At 75.1% G+C, this 15,051-nt stretch carries 16 protein-coding genes; 5 read left to right on the top strand and 11 right to left on the bottom strand.

What is annotated here, in order from left to right; all coding sequences use genetic code 11:
- Positions 1-2 precede the first annotated feature (2 nt).
- Together BM165_RS04175 and BM165_RS04170 are read right to left on the bottom strand one after the other, a co-directional pair.
- Positions 3-1,220: a DUF885 domain-containing protein gene (locus tag BM165_RS04175; RefSeq protein ID WP_075012261.1), complete on the bottom strand. Its 1,218-nt coding sequence runs from the start codon at positions 1,218-1,220 to the stop codon at positions 3-5.
- Positions 1,221-1,233: 13 nt separating this feature from the next.
- A complete protein-coding gene (locus BM165_RS04170) occupies positions 1,234-2,013 on the bottom strand; it encodes an isoprenyl transferase (RefSeq protein WP_075012260.1) in 780 nt (259 codons plus the stop codon).
- Positions 2,014-2,147: 134 nt separating this feature from the next.
- On the opposite strand from BM165_RS04170, the gene trhA reads away from it, so the two are divergent.
- Complete coding sequence (gene trhA / locus BM165_RS04165; RefSeq protein ID WP_083427043.1) at positions 2,148-2,960, top strand: PAQR family membrane homeostasis protein TrhA; 813 nt, start codon at positions 2,148-2,150, stop codon at positions 2,958-2,960.
- 50 nt (positions 2,961-3,010) lie between these two features.
- On the opposite strand, the gene BM165_RS04160 is transcribed toward trhA, so the two are convergent.
- From BM165_RS04160 to BM165_RS04150, 3 genes are read right to left on the bottom strand one after another with little or no spacing between them, the layout of a single operon-like run.
- Positions 3,011-4,264 (bottom strand): geranylgeranyl reductase family protein, encoded by a 1,254-nt coding sequence (locus BM165_RS04160; RefSeq protein ID WP_075012259.1) that lies wholly within the window; start codon positions 4,262-4,264, stop codon positions 3,011-3,013.
- A 30-nt stretch (positions 4,265-4,294) separates the two neighbouring features.
- Positions 4,295-4,951: a maleylpyruvate isomerase N-terminal domain-containing protein gene (locus BM165_RS04155; RefSeq protein WP_075012258.1), complete on the bottom strand. Its 657-nt coding sequence runs from the start codon at positions 4,949-4,951 to the stop codon at positions 4,295-4,297.
- A gap of 19 nt (positions 4,952-4,970) precedes the next feature.
- The gene (locus BM165_RS04150) at positions 4,971-5,579 is read right to left on the bottom strand and encodes a hypothetical protein (RefSeq protein ID WP_143108018.1); all 609 of its coding nucleotides are present in this window, start codon (positions 5,577-5,579) and stop codon (positions 4,971-4,973) included.
- Between the two features lie 207 nt (positions 5,580-5,786).
- On the opposite strand from BM165_RS04150, the gene BM165_RS04145 reads away from it, so the two are divergent.
- A complete protein-coding gene (locus tag BM165_RS04145; protein ID WP_075012257.1) occupies positions 5,787-6,458 on the top strand; it encodes an SDR family NAD(P)-dependent oxidoreductase in 672 nt (223 codons plus the stop codon).
- 201 nt (positions 6,459-6,659) lie between these two features.
- Complete coding sequence (locus BM165_RS04140; RefSeq protein ID WP_075012256.1) at positions 6,660-7,217, top strand: AMIN-like domain-containing (lipo)protein; 558 nt, start codon at positions 6,660-6,662, stop codon at positions 7,215-7,217.
- A gap of 63 nt (positions 7,218-7,280) precedes the next feature.
- Here BM165_RS04140 and BM165_RS04135 read toward each other — a convergent pair whose 3' ends face one another.
- A complete protein-coding gene (locus BM165_RS04135) occupies positions 7,281-7,619 on the bottom strand; it encodes a hypothetical protein (RefSeq protein ID WP_244274026.1) in 339 nt (112 codons plus the stop codon).
- Positions 7,616-8,503, bottom strand: a complete 888-nt coding sequence (mca, locus tag BM165_RS04130) for a mycothiol conjugate amidase Mca (protein WP_075012255.1) — start codon at positions 8,501-8,503, stop codon at positions 7,616-7,618. Before mca ends, BM165_RS04135 begins: the two co-directional genes overlap by 4 nt.
- 214 nt (positions 8,504-8,717) lie before the next feature.
- Between mca and greA the strand changes: the two genes are divergently transcribed.
- Positions 8,718-9,218 carry a transcription elongation factor GreA gene (gene greA / locus BM165_RS04125; RefSeq protein WP_075012254.1) on the top strand — a complete coding sequence of 167 codons (501 nt, stop codon included), beginning with the start codon at positions 8,718-8,720 and terminating at the stop codon, positions 9,216-9,218.
- Positions 9,219-9,237: 19 nt separating this feature from the next.
- Positions 9,238-9,558: an RNHCP domain-containing protein gene (locus BM165_RS04120; RefSeq protein WP_075012609.1), complete on the top strand. Its 321-nt coding sequence runs from the start codon at positions 9,238-9,240 to the stop codon at positions 9,556-9,558.
- 97 nt (positions 9,559-9,655) lie between these two features.
- On the opposite strand, the gene BM165_RS04115 is transcribed toward BM165_RS04120, so the two are convergent.
- The 4 genes from BM165_RS04115 to ilvA all read right to left on the bottom strand — a co-directional run bounded on the left by BM165_RS04115 (position 9,656) and on the right by ilvA (position 15,024).
- Positions 9,656-11,731, bottom strand: a complete 2,076-nt coding sequence (locus BM165_RS04115; RefSeq protein WP_075012253.1) for a M3 family metallopeptidase — start codon at positions 11,729-11,731, stop codon at positions 9,656-9,658.
- 102 nt (positions 11,732-11,833) lie between these two features.
- Entirely contained in the window at positions 11,834-12,637 is an 804-nt protein-coding gene (locus BM165_RS04110) for an ABC transporter permease (protein WP_075012252.1), read from the bottom strand.
- Positions 12,634-13,638, bottom strand: coding sequence for an ATP-binding cassette domain-containing protein (locus tag BM165_RS04105; RefSeq protein ID WP_075012251.1), 1,005 nt, complete (start codon positions 13,636-13,638; stop codon positions 12,634-12,636). Before BM165_RS04105 ends, BM165_RS04110 begins: the two co-directional genes overlap by 4 nt.
- 156 nt (positions 13,639-13,794) lie before the next feature.
- A complete protein-coding gene (gene ilvA / locus BM165_RS04100) occupies positions 13,795-15,024 on the bottom strand; it encodes a threonine ammonia-lyase (protein ID WP_244274024.1) in 1,230 nt (409 codons plus the stop codon).
- Positions 15,025-15,051: the final 27 nt, after the last annotated feature.

Genomic DNA, 15,051 nt, shown 5'->3' with positions numbered 1-15,051 from the left:
GCTCAGGTGGCCGACAGCTCGGCCGTGACGACGGCGGGGGTCAGCGGCTCGTCAAGCAGGCGCACGAACCGCCCGGCGACGTCCTGGCCGGCCGGCCGGGCGGCCAGCCAGCGGTGCAGCAGGTCGTAGCCCTCGACGTAGGTGGTGATGTAGGCCCGCCACAGCGGGTGGGTGAGGAAGCGCAGCTGCTGGCGGGCCCGCTCGGCGCTGACCAGCGACCACCGCTGGATGTAGGCGGCGACCTCGTCGGCGTCGGCACCGCGGTCGTGCAGCATCACGGCGGCGTCCTGGCGCACCCGGTTCAGCGGCGCGGCGGCCGCGGCGATCCGCTCGGCGAGGTGTCCGTCGAACCGCAGGCCCAGGTCGCCGAGGACCTCGGCCGACCACGGGCCCCACCCCTCGCCGACGGCGGCGGCGACGCCGAGGTCGGCCAGCCCCTCGGCCATCAGGCACTCGGGGGTGTTGACCAGGAAGACGGTGTGCTCGAGGTGGCCGGCGCGCTCGACCAGCCCCTGCTCCTTGCGGCAGTGCTCGGTGTGGTGCCCGGGGTAGGACTCGTGCGCGACCAGGTGCACGAGCTGGCCGAGCCGGTGCGGCAGGTCGGCGTTGATCGCCACCCGCGAGCGGAAGTCGCCCTCGTAGTAGTTGAAGCCTGACCACGGCTTGTCGGTGACCACCTCGTAGCGCACCGTCTCGACCTCGGGCAGGCCGTACCGGCCGCGCACCCGGTCGCGCAGCGCGCTCGACAGCGCGTGCACCGCGGCGTCCAGCCGCTGCGGCGGGCACTCCTCGCGGCGCCGGTGCGCGGCGTAGCGCTCGGCCAGCGTGCCGTCGCCCGGCAGCAGGGTGTCGAGCTCGGCGTGCGCGACGGCGTAGTCGGCCGGGTCACCGAGGGTCAGGTCGACCTGGAAGTAGCTGCGCACCTCCTCGAGGAAGCCGACCGGCTCGCCGCCGAGCTTGCGGGCGCTGCACTCCAGCCCGGTCAGCTGGCCGCGCAGGAACTCGGTGCGGTCGGCCGGCAGCGCCGCGGCGTCGAGCTCGCGCAGCAGCGCCCGCGCCTGGTCGCGCAGGGCCTGCGGCGTCGGTGCGGGCTCGCTCTCCACCTCGGCGCGGATCCGCTTCGTACCGGTGTAGGCGTCGACGAAGCCGGACTCCAGGCGGTCGAAGCGCAGTCCCAGCCGCACGTACTCGAGGGGGACGTCGACCGTGCCGGGTGCCATGCGCCCGAGTCTGTCACCCGCCGAAACGGCGGTGCCGCGCCGCGTAGGCCCGCAGCGCCCGCAGGAAGTCCACCCGCCGGAAGTCGGGCCAGTAGACGTCGGTGAAGTGGAACTCCGAGTGCGCCGTCTGCCACAGCAGGAACCCCGAGAGCCGCTGCTCGCCGCTGGTGCGGATGACCAGGTCGGGGTCGGGCTGGCCGCGGGTGTAGAGGTGCTCGGCGATGTGCGCGACGTCGAGGACCTCGACGAGCTCGTCGAGCGGCGTCCCCCGGGCGGCGTGCTCGGCCAGCAGCGACCGGACGGCGTCGGCGATCTCCCGCCGCCCGCCGTACCCGACGGCGAGGTTGACCGTCGCCCCCGGCCGGCCGCGGGTGGCCTCCTCGGCCTCCTTGAGGACGGTGACGGTCTCCGCCGGCAGCAGGCCCAGGGCGCCCACCGGGTGCAGCTGCCAGCGGCGGTCGGGGGCGGAGAGGTCCTGGACGACGCCCTCGATGATCCGCAGCAGCGGCGTGAGCTCGGGTTCGGGACGGCCCAGGTTGTCGGTGGAGAGCAGGAAGAGCGTGACCACCTCGACGCCGGCCTCGTCGCACCAGGTGAGGAAGGAGGCGATCCGGCCCGCGCCGCGGCGGTGCCCGGCGTTGGGGTCGAGCAGCCCGGTGGCGCGCGCCCAGCGGCGGTTGCCGTCGATGATCACGCCCACGTGGCGGGGGACGTCGGCCCCCACGAGCTGGCGGGCCAGACGGCGCTCGTACAGCTGGGTGAGCGCGTCGCGGACCCACTGACGCGCCCCCACGGGCACCAGCCTAGGGCCCCCGGGACGCTCCCGTTCCGCGGGCGCACCACCCCTCCCCCGGCCTGCGCCGATGCGGGGCGAACTCACAGCCGCGTGCCGGTGCGCCGTTCCCTACGCCTCCGTAACCTCGGTGCATGACCGGTGTCCCCGACGACCGCCAGCCCGTCCGGGTGCAGGCGGACCAGGCCGAGATCGAGGCCCCGCACGCCGCCGCCGTCGGCACCGTCCTCGCGGAGGGCGAGCAGGTCGAGCAGACGTGGACGGCGGCGGACTTCGCCGACGACGACTGGGAGCACCCCGACACCCGGCCGCGGATGCGCGGGTGGCTGCACCTGTTCGCGTTCTTCGGCGCGATCGTCGCCGGCGCGGTCCTGATCCCGCTGGCGTCCGTGCTCGGCGCCCGGTCGGGCTTCTCCGTCGCCGTCTACTGCCTGACCATCTGCGGCCTGTTCGGCACCAGCGCGCTCTACCACCGCCGCCGCTGGTCGCCCCGCGGCTGGAAGGTCATGAAGCGGCTCGACCACTCGATGATCTTCCTGTTCATCGCGGGCACCTACACGCCGTTCGCGCTGCTCGCCGTCGACCAGCCGCTGGGCTGGTGGGTGCTGGTCGGCGTCTGGGCCGGGGCCCTGGCCGGGGTCTGCCTGAAGCTCACCTGGCCCACGGCACCGCGGTGGGTGGGCGTGCCGCTCTACATCGGCCTCGGCTGGGTGGCCGTCTTCATCCTCACCGACATCCTGCACATCGCCGGGGTGACCTCGCTGGTGCTGCTCGCGGTCGGCGGCGTGCTCTACACGGTCGGGGGCGTCGCCTACGCGATCAAGTGGCCCAACCCGTGGCCCGGCGTCTTCGGCTACCACGAGGTCTTCCACGCGATGACGATCGTGGCCGCGATCTGCCACTACATCGCCGTCTACTTCGCGATGTACAACTCCCCCTTCGTCTGAGCGGGGCCCCCTGCCCCACCGCTCACGGCGGGGCCCCGGGGGTGGGCGGGTCACCCGAACGGCGGCCGCTCGTCCCACCGGGTCGAGGCCCGGCCCGCCGCCCGCCAAGCCCGCGCGACGACGTCGCGGTCGGCCTCGCCGACCAGGTTGCCCATGACCCGCAGCGCGACGGTCATCAGCGGCCGCGAGCGCATCCCGACCGGACCGGCCGTCGGCAGGAACCGGGGCACCGTCAGCAGGGCGGCCAGCCGCCGGGCGATGGAGAACGCCTCGCCGTAGTGCTCCCGGAGCGTGGCCGGCCAGGCGCGCGACCAGTCGTCCTCCGCGAACAGGCCGACGACGGCGCGACCGGTCTCGAGGCCGTAGTCGATGCCCTCGCCGTTGAGCGGGTTGACGCACCCGGCGGCGTCGCCGATCAGTGCCCAGTTCCGGCCGGCGACCCCGGAGACGGCGCCGCCCATCGGCAGCAGCGCGGAGGCGACACCGCGGACCGGCCCGTCGAGCTGCCACTCCTCGCGCCGCGACTCGGCGTAGAACTCCAGCAGCGACTTCAGCTGCACGCCGGCCGGCCGCCGCGCCGTCGCCAGGGTGCCGACGCCGAGGTTGACCTCGCCGGCAGCGGCACCCAGCGGGAAGACCCAGCCGTAGCCCGACAGCAGCTCGCCCTCCTCACCGCGCAGCTCCAGGTGCGAGGAGATCCACTCGTCGTCGCTGCGGCCGGAGCGGACGTAGCTGCGCGCGGCCACCCCGTAGGCGGTGTCGCGGTGCCACTCCCGGCCGAGCACCCGGCCCAGCGGCGACCGCACGCCGTCGGCGACGACGAGCCGCCGGCAGGCGACGCTGACCCGGCTGTCGTCGGCGAGCTCGAAGACCACCGCGCGCACCCGGTCACCGTCGCGCTCCACGTCGACCGCCCGTGCGCCGTCGAACGGGACCGCCCCCGCGGCGAGCGCCACCTCCCGGATGCGCGCGTCGAGCTCCGTGCGCGGGACGGCGCTGCCGTGGTCGGGGAACTGCCCGCCGGGCCAGGGCAGCTCCCACTGCCGGCCGAAGCCGGCGGCGCGCAGACCCCGGTTGCGGGCGTGCCCGCGCACCCAGTCGCCCAGGCCGAGCAGGTCCAGCTCGGCGACCGCCCGGGGGGTCAGCCCGTCGCCGCAGGTCTTGTCGCGGGGGAAGACCGCCGCGTCGGCGAGCACGACGTCGTGCCCCGCGCGGGCCGCCCAGGCCGCGGCGGCCGAGCCGGCCGGACCGGCGCCCACCACGAGGACGTCGGTCGCGGACGGGAGGGCAGCGGTGGGGGGCACGTCCCCAGTGTCCCTGCTCGGCGGGGTGCGCTATCCGAAGAGCGGGAACGACGCCGCTGCGTCCCCCAGCGCCGCACGGTCGGCGTCGGTGAGCGGCTCCCGGCCGGTGCCGCGGCGGGCCGCCGTCGCGTCGTCCCACCCCGCCGGCAGCGGGTGCCCGAGCAGTTCCCCCAGCACCCGCCGCACCTCCGCGAGCGCTCCGGGCGGGGGCCCGGGCCGGTCCAGGTGCGCCACCAGGTCGAGGTGGTGGACGGCGGCCTCGACGGCGAGCGTGGACAGCAGGTCGTCCACGCGCACGACCCAGCCCTGCGTCGCCACGAGGCCACCGGGGTCCGCGCGGCCGGCCGCGACGACCACCGCGGCCGCCGTCTCCGCGTACAGGGGTGCCAGGCCCGGCAGCCCGCCGGTGACGCTGGCCCGGACGCGGGTGCGCCAGGCCGTCGAGTCGTCGTCCTCCGGCGAGGGCTGCCAGGACCGCCAGTACGCGACGGCGTCGGTGGTGGCCGGGCCGTCCGCCGGGGTGGCCAGTGCGACCAGTCCCCGGCGGGCGTCGTCGAGCAGGTGCTGGGTGAGGTCGAGGACGCTCCAGCCGGCGCACCCGCTGGGCTGCCAGCCCTCCTCCGGCCGCAGGTCGGACACCAGGGCGGAGAGGTCGCCGTAGGCCGACCGCAGCAGCTCCGGGCTCACCCCGCCAGCCTGGCAGAGGTCAGGTCTGCGGGCCGCGCGCCCGGACCTCCTCCACCGACGCCATGGCCTGGCGCAGCTCGGTCAGCCACTCGTCGGCGTGCTGCCCGACCAGCCGGACCGCCCAGACCAGCGCCTCCGACCGGGACCGGGCGACGCCGGCGTCGACGAGGGTGTCGAGCACCAGCCGCTCGGGCTGGCGCAGCCGCGTCATCACCGGCACCGAGGCGTTGGTGAAGACCTCGCGGACGTCACCGCAGGCGGCGCCCCAGGCCACCGAGCGGCCGTAGCGGGCCTGCGCGGCGTCGGCGATGGCCATCCGCTGCTCGCGGGTGTCCTCGCGAAACCGCGCGATCCGCCCGGCGCGGGCGGCGGCGGGGTCGCCCTCGCCGGCCTCGGGCTCGGCGAGCGGGCCGACGACGGTGATCTCGTCGCGGTCGACGACCAGCTCGACGGGGCCGGTGAACCAGCCGTCGGGCAGCCGGCCGGCGAACCAGCCGGCGACCTCGGCGCGGTCGACCGGCGGCGAGCTGTCGGCGCCGCGGCCGCGTCCGCCCGGTCCGCGACCGCGGAAGCCGGGGGCGCCCATGCGGGCGAAGGGGGAATCGGCGAAACGGTGGTGTCCGTACACGGCGGCCTCCTCGTGGCACATCTGATTACACGCTTACACGGTAACGCTGATCGGGCCCGGTCGGGCTACGCCCAGAGCGGACGGTGCGCCGGCCCATCCTCCGCCCCGGGAGAGGACACGCCGGTTCCGCCGTCCCGGCGCCGGTCCACGGTGTCCCGGTGTCCCCGCCGGTCCGAAGCGGCCCGACCCCCGGCCCGCGGCGTCCCGGTGAGGGCGCTGGTCACCGGGGCCTCGTCGGGGATCGGCCGGGCCACCGCCGCCGCCCTCGTCGCCCGCGGCCACTCCGTGCTCGGTGCCAGCCGCGACCCCGACCGGCTGGCACCGGCCGACCGGGTACCCAGAGTGGAGTACGCCGCCCTGGACCTGACCGACCCGGCTGCCGTCGAGGCGTTCGCCGGGCGGCTGGCCGACGTCGACGTCCTGGTCAACGCCGCCGGGGAGAGCCAGAGCGGCCCGCTGGAGGGGCTGCCGGCCGAGGCGCTGGAGCGGCTGTTCCGCCTCGACGTGCTCGCCCCGGTCCGGCTGACCCAGCTGGCCCTCCCGGGCATGCGCGCCCCCGGCCACGGGCGGGTGGTGATGGTCGGGTCGATGCCGGCGAGCTTCCCGCTGGCGCACCACTCGTCCTACGTGGCCACCGAGGCGGCGATCCGTGGCTTCGCCGACGCCGCGCGGCTGGAGCTGTCCCCGTTCAGCGTGCACATCACCACCGTCGAGCCGGGCTCGGTGAGCACCGGCATCGGGCAGCGCCGCACGACCTACGTCGCCGACGGCTCCCCCTACGCCGACGACGTCGCCACGATGCTCGCGGTGCTCGACCGCAACGAGGCCGCCGGGACGGTGCTGCGGATGGTGGCCCGGAGGCACGGACCGCGCCGCTGACCGAGCGTCGCCATTTGGTGACCCTGGCGACATCTGCCGTTCCGTGTCGCGCCCGGAGGGCTGTTCGTCGTCGACATCTGCCCGGGGAACGGCGCTGGGATCGACACTTCCGCGCAGTCCTGGCCATGGCGCGGGACGGCGTGTCTGCGGACCCTCGTCCTCGTCCGCACCGCCGATCCCCCTGACCCCGGGAGGCACACCATGAGCACCACCCTCACCCGCGCCGCCGTCGTCGTGTCCGCCGCCGCGGCCGCCCTCGCCGGCGCCGTCCTGCCCGCCACCGCCGCCCCCACCTGCAGCACGGCGTGGGGCTCGCTGACCGAGTCCGCCGTCGAGGACGGGGGCGGCACGCTCGACGACGCCCGCAGCGGCCGGCACGCCTGCTACGACCGGCTCGTCCTCGACCTCGACGGCGTCGACGCGTCCGACGTGTCCTACGACGTGCGCTACGTCCGCGAGGTCATCGAGGACGGTTCGGGCCGCGTCGTCCCGCTCCGCGGGGCCGCCGACCTGCAGGTGCTGGTGCACACCCCGGCGTACGACGGTGGTGGAGCGGCGACCTACGCCCCGCGCAACGCCGCCGAGGCCCTCGACGTCCGCGGCTACAGCACCTTCCGCCAGGTGGCGTGGGCAAAGTCCTTCGAGGGGGAGAGCCGGTTCGGCGTGGGCGTCCGCGCCCGGCTGCCCTTCCGGGTGCAGGTCCTGGACGGGCCCGGCGACGGCTCGCGTCTCGTCGTCGACGTGGCGCACACCTGGTGACGACGACGGGCGGGTGGGCCGTCACCACCCACCCGCCCGTGGCCGGGTCGCGGCCCGCCGGCGTCAGTGCGCCGGCGGGCCGTCCCGGTCGTCGTCGCGCCCGGCCCGCGGGCCCTCGATCGCCCGCGGGGCGCGGCGCAGCGTGTCGAGCAGGTCCTGGCCGGGCTGCCGTGGCTCGACCAGCTCGGCCGGGGTGTCCGGGACGACGACCCGCGGGCCGTCGTCCTCGTCGAAGCTGCGGGGCAGCCGCCTGAGGTGCTTGCCCATCGACCGCACCAGCAGCGCGGTGGCGAGCAGCAGGACGAGGATCAGGAAGAGCCCGAGCGGGCCGGACTTGCCGACGTCCTCGGGCAGCTGCGGCTCGGCGGCGAGCACCGTGCCGACCGCGGCGATCGTGTTCACGGGATGGTCACCTCACTGCGGATGCCGGCGAACAGGTCGTCCTCGGGCAGCGTCGAGTCGACCAGCGAGCGGGCCAGCTCGTAGTCCTCGGTGGGCCAGACCCGCTGCTGGACGTCCATCGGGCAGGCGAACCAGCGGCCGGTGGGATCGATCTGGGTGGCGTGCGCGATGAGCGCGGCGTCGCGCACGGGGAAGTAGTCCGCGCAGGGCACCCGGGTGGTCACCCGGTGCGACATGTCCCGCTCGGGGTCCCAGGTCGCCAGCCACTCGGCGTAGGGCGACTCCGCGCCGGCCTCGAGCATCGCCTCGTGCAACGCCCGCATCCGGGTCAGCGTGAAGCCCATGTGGTAGTAGAGCTTGCTCGGCTGCCACGGCTCACCCAGCTCCGGGTAGCGCTCGGGGTCGCCGGCCGCCTCGAAGGCGACGACGGAGATGTCGTGCGTCTTGATGTGGTCGGGGTGCGGGTAACCGCCGCGCTCGTCGTACGTGAGTACCACCTGCGGGCGGAACCGCCGGATGATCTCGACCAGCGGTGCGGCGGCCTCCTCGGTGGGCACCAGCGCGAAGCAGCCCTCGGGCAGCGGCGGCAGCGGGTCGCCCTCGGGGAGGCCGGAGTCGACGAAGCCGAGGAACTCCTGCCGGACGCCGAGGATCTCGCGGGCGCGCGCCATCTCCTCGACGCGCAGCTGCGGCAGGCGCTCCCACACTTCCGGGCGGTCCAGGGCCGGGTTGAGCACGGAGCCGCGCTCGCCGCCGGTGCACGTCGCCACCAGCACCTCGACGCCCTCGGCGACGTACTTCGCCATGGTCGCCGCGCCCTTGCTCGACTCGTCGTCGGGGTGGGCGTGCACGGCGAGCAGGCGCAACGGGTCTGCTTCGGTCACCCGACCAGTGTCCCCCGTGGCGGGGACGGTCCGCCGCGGGCGGTGGCCCGGAGGGGTGGATGTGCTGCTCTTCACGCCCGTCGTGGGTACGGTCCTGCACTCCCGGCGGGTCCTCGGGTCCGTGCAGGGGCCCGTCGGCCGGTGTTAGTTTGGCGGATCGACGTCGACCGCCTCCCGTCCGGGAGGTGGCCCCCGAGCTGCAGGAGTTCCACGCGTGACCACCCCCACTGAGCACGAGCAGGGCATCTGGCTGACCCAGGAGGCCCACGACCGGCTGAAGGCCGAGCTCGACCAGTTGGTGGCCGGCCGGCCCGCCATGGCCGCCGAGATCAACGCCCGCCGCGAGGAGGGTGACCTCAAGGAGAACGGCGGCTACCACGCCGCCAAGGAGGAGCAGGGCAAGCAGGAGGGCCGGATCCGCCAGCTCACCGACCTGCTGCGCAAGGCGCGCGTCGGCGAGCCCCCGACGACGGCGACCACCGCCGAGCTGGGCACCGTGATCACCATCCGGTTCCAGGGCGACGACGACACCGAGAAGTTCCTCCTCGGCTCGCGCGAGATCGCCGGCACCACCGACCTCGCCGTCTACTCGCCGGAGTCGGCGATGGGCTCGGCGATCATGGGCTCGGAGCCGGGCACGTCGGTCACCTACAAGGCGCCGAACGGCCGCGACATCACCGTCGAGGTCGTCGCCGTCGAGCCGTTCGTCCCCTGACCCGGACCCTCCCGTGCGCGTGACCCGCTCCCGGCGGGCGGAGAACACCGGCTTCGCCTGCGTGCACTGCGCCGCCGACGTCCCGGCCAACACCGACGGGCACTACCGCAACCACTGCCCGGTCTGCCTGTGGTCGCTGCACGTCGACGACCTGCCCGGCGACCGTGCCAGCGGGTGCCGGCAGCCGATGGAGCCGATCGGGCTGGTCGAGAAGTCCGGCAAGGGCTGGCAGGTGGTGCACCGCTGCACGGCGTGCGGCCACCGCCAGCCCAACCGGCTCGTCCGTGACGGCGACGCCCCCGACGACCTCGACCTGGTGCTCTCGCTGCCCTGGCTCTGAGCCAGGAGCAGCGCCCAGGGGTCGCCGGCGCGTCCTCCCTCACCGTGGCGCGTCCTCCCTCACGGTGGGACGTGAGGGAGGACGCCCCACGATCAGGTCACCTGATCGTCGGGGGACCCACCGGGGTGAGCCCCCGGCGGCGGAGCAGCGGCCCGGGGTCGGCGTCGCGGCCGCGGACGGCGCGGAAGGCCTCCAGCGGGTCCACCGACCCGCCGCGGGACAGCAACCGCTCCCGGAAGACGTCGCCGTTCTCCCGGCGCAGCCCGCCGTTCTCCCGGAACCACTCGACGGTGTCGGCGTCGAGGACCTCCGACCAGATGTAGGAGTAGTAGCCCGCCGCGTAGCCGCCGGCGAAGACGTGCTGGAAGTAGGTCGTCCGGTAGCGCGGCGGGACCAGGTCGGAGGCGACGCCGGCCTCCTCCAGCGCCCACCGCTCGAACTCCGCCGGGTCGCCGACCTCGGTCTCCGGCGTGATCCGGTGCCAGGCCTGGTCGAGCAGGGTCGCGGCCAGGTACTCCAGCGTCGCGAAGCCCTCACCCCACAGCCGGGCGGCGTCGATCGCCTCGACGACGGCGCCCGGCAGCGGCTCCCCGGTCTCGACGTGCCGGGCGTAGTGCGCGAGCACCTGCGGCTCCATCGCCCACATCTCGTTGACCTGGCTGGGGAACTCGACGAAGTCCCGGGGCACCGCGGTGCCGGCGAACCGCGGGTAGGTCACCGCGGAGCTCAGCCCGTGCAGCGCGTGACCGAACTCGTGGAACAGCGTGTCGACCTCGGACAGGGTCAGCAGCGTCGGCCGGCCCTCGGGGGCGGGGGTCACGTTGAGGTTGTTCACCACCACCGGCCGGGTGCCGAGCAGCCGGGACTGGGTGACGAACGAGCTCATCCACGCCCCGCCGCGCTTGCCCTCCCGCGCGAGGAAGTCCCCGAGGTAGAGCCCGACCTGCTCGCCGCCGGGGCCGGAGACCTCCCACACGCGGACGTCGGGGTGGTACCCGGCGAGGTCGGGCCGGGCGGTGAACGTGTAGCCGTAGAGCAGCTCCGCGGCCCGGAAGACGCCGTCGACGAGCACGCGGTCGAGCTCGAACCAGGGGCGCAGCGCGGCGGTGTCGACCGAGTAGCGCTCGGCGCGCACCCGCTCGCTGTAGAACGCCCAGTCCCAGGGCGCGAGGTCGGGAACGCCGTCGCGGGCGGCGGCCTCGGCCAGGACCTCGGCCTCGGCCCGCGCGTTCGCCGTCGACGGGCCGACCATCGAGGCGAGCATCGCGTCGACGGCGGCCGTGCTCCCCGCTGTCTGGTCGGCCAGCACCAGGTCGGCGTGGGTGGCGAAGCCGAGCAGCCTCGCCCGCTCGGCGCGCACCCGCGCGATCCGGGCGGCCACCGGCCCGTTGTCGTGCTCGCCCGACGACGCACGGGTGACCGACGCCTCGAACACCCGGCGGCGCAGCTCCCGGTTCCGCAGCGCGGCCAGCACCGGCTGACCGGTGGGCAGCAGCAGCGGCAGCACGTACCCCTCGAGGCCGCGGTCGGCGGCGGCCCGGGAGGCGGCGGCCACCTCCTCCTCGGTCAGTCCGTCGAGCTGGGCGGCGTCGTCGACCCGGACGGCGGCGGCCTCGGTGGCCAGCTGCAGGTTCTGCCCGAACCGCGTCGACAGCTCCGACAGCTCGCGGTTGAGCTCCGAGAGCCGGGCGCGGCCGGCGTCGTCGAGCCGGGCGCCGGCGAGCACCCGGTCGAGGTGGTGGCGCTCGACCAGCCGCACCGCCTCGGCGTCCAGCCCGGAGTCGCGGCGCGCGGCGTGGACGGCGTCGACGCGGGCGAACAGCGCCGGGTCTAGGCGCAGCGCGTCGGCGTGGGCGGACTCCAGGGGCGCGAGCTCCCGCTCGATCTCGCGCAGGCGCGGCGTGGACAGCGACGAGGACAGGTTGCCGAACACCGCCTCGGCCCGGCGCAGCAGGGCGCCGGAGCGCTCGAGGGCCTCGATCGTGTTCTCGAACGTCGGCGGCGCGGTGGAGCCGGTGATCGCGTCGAGCTCCGCCCGCTGCTCGGCCATCCCGGCGAGCACCGCCTCGCGGCAGTGCTCGAGGGTGATGTCGGCGAACGGCGGCAGCCGGTACGGCAGCGGCGAGTCGGTCAGCAGCGGGTTGGACGGGGCGGTGGTGGCGTCGGCGCTCATCGCTCCCCATCCTGCTGCACCACCGCGGTCCGGACCGCCGCACGCCGGTGGCCCGGGACCGGCCGGGTCCCGGGCCACCGGTGTGCGGCGGGGCCGTCCGGTCTAGCGGCTGGAGGTCCGCCGGTAGATGCGCACCGACAGCGGCACGAACACCGCCAGGAGCAGCGCCGACCAGATCAGCGTGTACAGCACCGGGTTCTGCAGCGACCAGGTGTCCCCGGCCGACAGCCCGGGCGCGGTGTTGCCGAACAGCTCCCGCGCCGCCTGCACCACCGCCGACACCGGGTTCCAGTCGGCGATCCACTTGAGCACCGTCGGGAAGTTGTCCGTGGGCACGAACGTGTTGGCGATGAAGGTCAGCGGGAAGATCACGATGAAGCTGGCCTGCTGCACCACCTCCGGGGCGCGCACGAGCAGCCCGACCGTGGCCATGAGCCAGCTCATCGCGTAGGCGAACAACAGCAGCAGCGCGAAGCCGGCCAGCGCCTCCCCCAGCGAGGAGCGGATCCGCCACCCCACGATGAAGCCGGTCACCCCCATGACCACGATGGACAGCGCGTTGAGCGCGAGGTCGGCGACCGTCCGGCCGACCAGGACGGCCGAGGAGGCCATCGGCAGCGAGCGGAACCGGTCGATGAGGCCCTTCTGCAGGTCCTCCGCGAGGCTCGCCCCGGTGATCGTGCTCCCGAAGACGATCGTCTGGGCGAAGATCCCGGGCAGCAGGAACTCGGCGTAGCTGATGCCCTGGATGGGGATCGCGCTGCCGAAGACGTAGCGGAACAGCAGCACGAACATGATCGGCGACAGCGTCGCGAAGACGATCAGCTCCGGCACCCGCTTGACCTTGACCAGGTTGCGGCGGGTGATCGTCAGGCCGTCCTCGACGGCCACGGACAGCGAGCTCATCGGGCACTCCCCGCGGTCTGGGTCGCGGTCCGCCCGGCGGGCGTCCCGTCGTCGGAGCCGTCCTCGGCCGCGTGACCGGTGAGGCTGAGGAAGACGTCGTCGAGGTCGGGGCGGCGCAACCCGACGTCGAGCACCTCCACGCCGCTGCCGGCCAGCAGCCGCAGCGCCTCGGCCAGTGCGTCGGTGCCGCCCCGGACCGGCACGCTCAGCCGCCGGGTCTGCTCGTCGGCCTGGGGCTCACCCGCCGCCAGCGGCGTCAGCAGCCGGACGGCGTCGGTGAGCTCGGCCGCCGAGCTGACGGTCAGCTCCAGCCGCTGCCCGCCGACCTGGGCCTTGAGCTCGTCGGCGGTGCCGCGGGCGATGACCCGGCCGCGGTCGATGACCACCATCCGGTCGGCGAGCCGGTCGGCCTCCTCCAGGTACTGGGTGGTGAGCAGGATCGTCGTGCCGCCGGTGGCGAGGTCGGCGATGAACTCCCACATGCCGAGCCGGCTGCGCGGGTCGAGCCCGGTGGTGGGCTCGTCGAGGAAGAGCACCCGCGGGCGGGCGATCAGCGAGGCGGCGATGTCGAGCCGCCGGCGCATGCCCCCGGAGTAGGTCTTCGCCGGCCGGGACGCGGCGTCGGTGAGGTCGAAGCGCTCGAGCAGCTCGTCGGCCCGCACCCGCGACTCCCGCTTGCCCAGCCGGTAGAGCCGCCCCACCATCTCGAGGTTCTCGAAGCCGGTGAGGTACTCGTCGACCGCCGCGTACTGGCCGGTCAGGCCGATGACCGCGCGCACCCGGTCGGGCTCGCGCAGGACGTCGATGCCGGCGACCTCCGCCCGGCCGCCGTCGGGCTGCAGCAGCGTGGTGAGGATGCGGACGACCGTGGTCTTGCCCGCGCCGTTGGGTCCCAGGAGGCCGAGCACGCTGCCCTCCGGGACCGTGAGGTCCACGCCCGCGAGGGCGGTGTTGGACCCGAAGCGCTTCTGCAGTCCCTCGACGAGGATGGCGTCGCTCATGCCCGTGGAACTAGGTGTGAGCACGGACACTTCCCGAGCCCTCTTCGCGGTCCGCGAACGCCCGTACACCTGCTGTTCGTCTCCATGACGCCCTCCCTGTCCGGGCCGTGCCGACGGCCCGGGAGGAGAGACGCCGCGGCGCCCGGGAACTGAGCGCTACGCCTCCGAGACGGCGAACCCGGCCTGCTCGAGCGCGCCCACCACGGACCGCGCGTGGTCGGGACCGCGGGTCTCCAGGACGACGAAGACCTCCACCTGGCCGAGGTCCAGACGGGTCGCCGTCCGCTCGTGCTCGACCTCCAGCACGTTGGCCCCGACACCGGCCAGCACCGACAGGACCCCCGCCAGCGACCCCGGGCGGTCGGGCACGTGCAGCCGCAGCCGCAGGTAGCGGCCGGCCGCGGCCATGCCGTGCTGCACGACCTTGAGCAGCAGCACCGGGTCGATGTTGCCGCCGGAGACCACCGCGACCACCGGCGGCGCGAACGCGGTCGGGTCGGCCAGCACCGCGGCCACCGCGGCCACGCCGGCCGGCTCGACGACGAGCTTGGCCCGCTCCAGGCAGAACAGCAGCGCCCGGGAGAGGTCCTCCTCGCTGACCGTGCGCACCTCGTCGACGAGGTCGCGGACGTGCGCGAAGGTCAGCTCCCCCGGCGACCCGACCGCGATGCCGTCGGCCATCGTGGCCATGCCCGACAGCGCGACCGGCCGGCCGGCGGCCAGCGACCCCGGGAAGGCCGCGGCCGCGTCGGCCTGCACCGCGACCACCCGGACGCCGGGCCGCCGCTGCTTCACCGCCGCGGCCACCCCTGCCACCAGCCCCCCGCCGCCGGTGCAGACGACGACGGTGGCGGCGTCGGGGCACTGGTCGAGGACCTCCAGCCCGACGGTGCCCTGACCGGCGATGACGTCGGGGTGCTCGAAGGGGTGGATGAAGACCGCGCCGGTCTCCTGCGCGTACGCCACCGCGGTGGCCAGCGCCTCGGTGAGGTCGGCGCCGGCCAGACGCGCGTCGGCGCCGTAACCCCGGGTGGCCGCGACCTTCGGCAGCGGGGCGGCGTCGGGCATGAACACCGTCGCGCGGACGCCGAGCATCTGCGCCGCCAGGGCCACCCCCTGCGCGTGGTTGCCGGCGCTGGCCGCGACCACGCCGCGCGCCCGCTCCTCCGCCGTCAGCCGGGACAGCCGCGTGTAGGCGCCGCGGAACTTGAACGAGCCGGTGTGCTGCAGGTTCTCGCACTTGAGCCACACCGGGCCGCCGACCCGCTCGGCCAGCGCCCGGGAGTGCTCCAGCGGCGTGCGCCGCACGACGCCGTCGAGCAGGGCCGCCGCCGCGGCGACGTCGTCCCCCGAGACCAGCTGCACACCCACGTCCGGAACCGACACGACCGGGATCCTCCCAGGCCGGTGCGC

This window comes from Geodermatophilus obscurus (assembly GCF_900115395.1).
Classification (GTDB): domain Bacteria; phylum Actinomycetota; class Actinomycetes; order Mycobacteriales; family Geodermatophilaceae; genus Geodermatophilus; species Geodermatophilus obscurus_B.
The sequence above is the reverse complement of the archived record's forward strand: the minus strand, read 5'-3'. Positions and strand labels throughout refer to the sequence as shown.

Bases quoted from the DNA above. Each gene is read 5' to 3' on its own strand.
- trhA (WP_083427043.1), top strand. From the start codon at position 2,148: ATGACCGGTGTCCCCGACGACCGCCAGCCCGTCCGGGTGCAGGCGGAC.
- BM165_RS04175 (WP_075012261.1), bottom strand. From the start codon at position 1,220: ATGGCACCCGGCACGGTCGACGTCCCCCTCGAGTACGTGCGGCTGGGA.
- BM165_RS04105 (WP_075012251.1), bottom strand. From the start codon at position 13,638: ATGAGCGACGCCATCCTCGTCGAGGGACTGCAGAAGCGCTTCGGGTCC.
- BM165_RS04140 (WP_075012256.1), top strand. From the start codon at position 6,660: ATGAGCACCACCCTCACCCGCGCCGCCGTCGTCGTGTCCGCCGCCGCG.
- BM165_RS04115 (WP_075012253.1), bottom strand. From the start codon at position 11,731: ATGAGCGCCGACGCCACCACCGCCCCGTCCAACCCGCTGCTGACCGAC.
- BM165_RS04110 (WP_075012252.1), bottom strand. From the start codon at position 12,637: ATGAGCTCGCTGTCCGTGGCCGTCGAGGACGGCCTGACGATCACCCGC.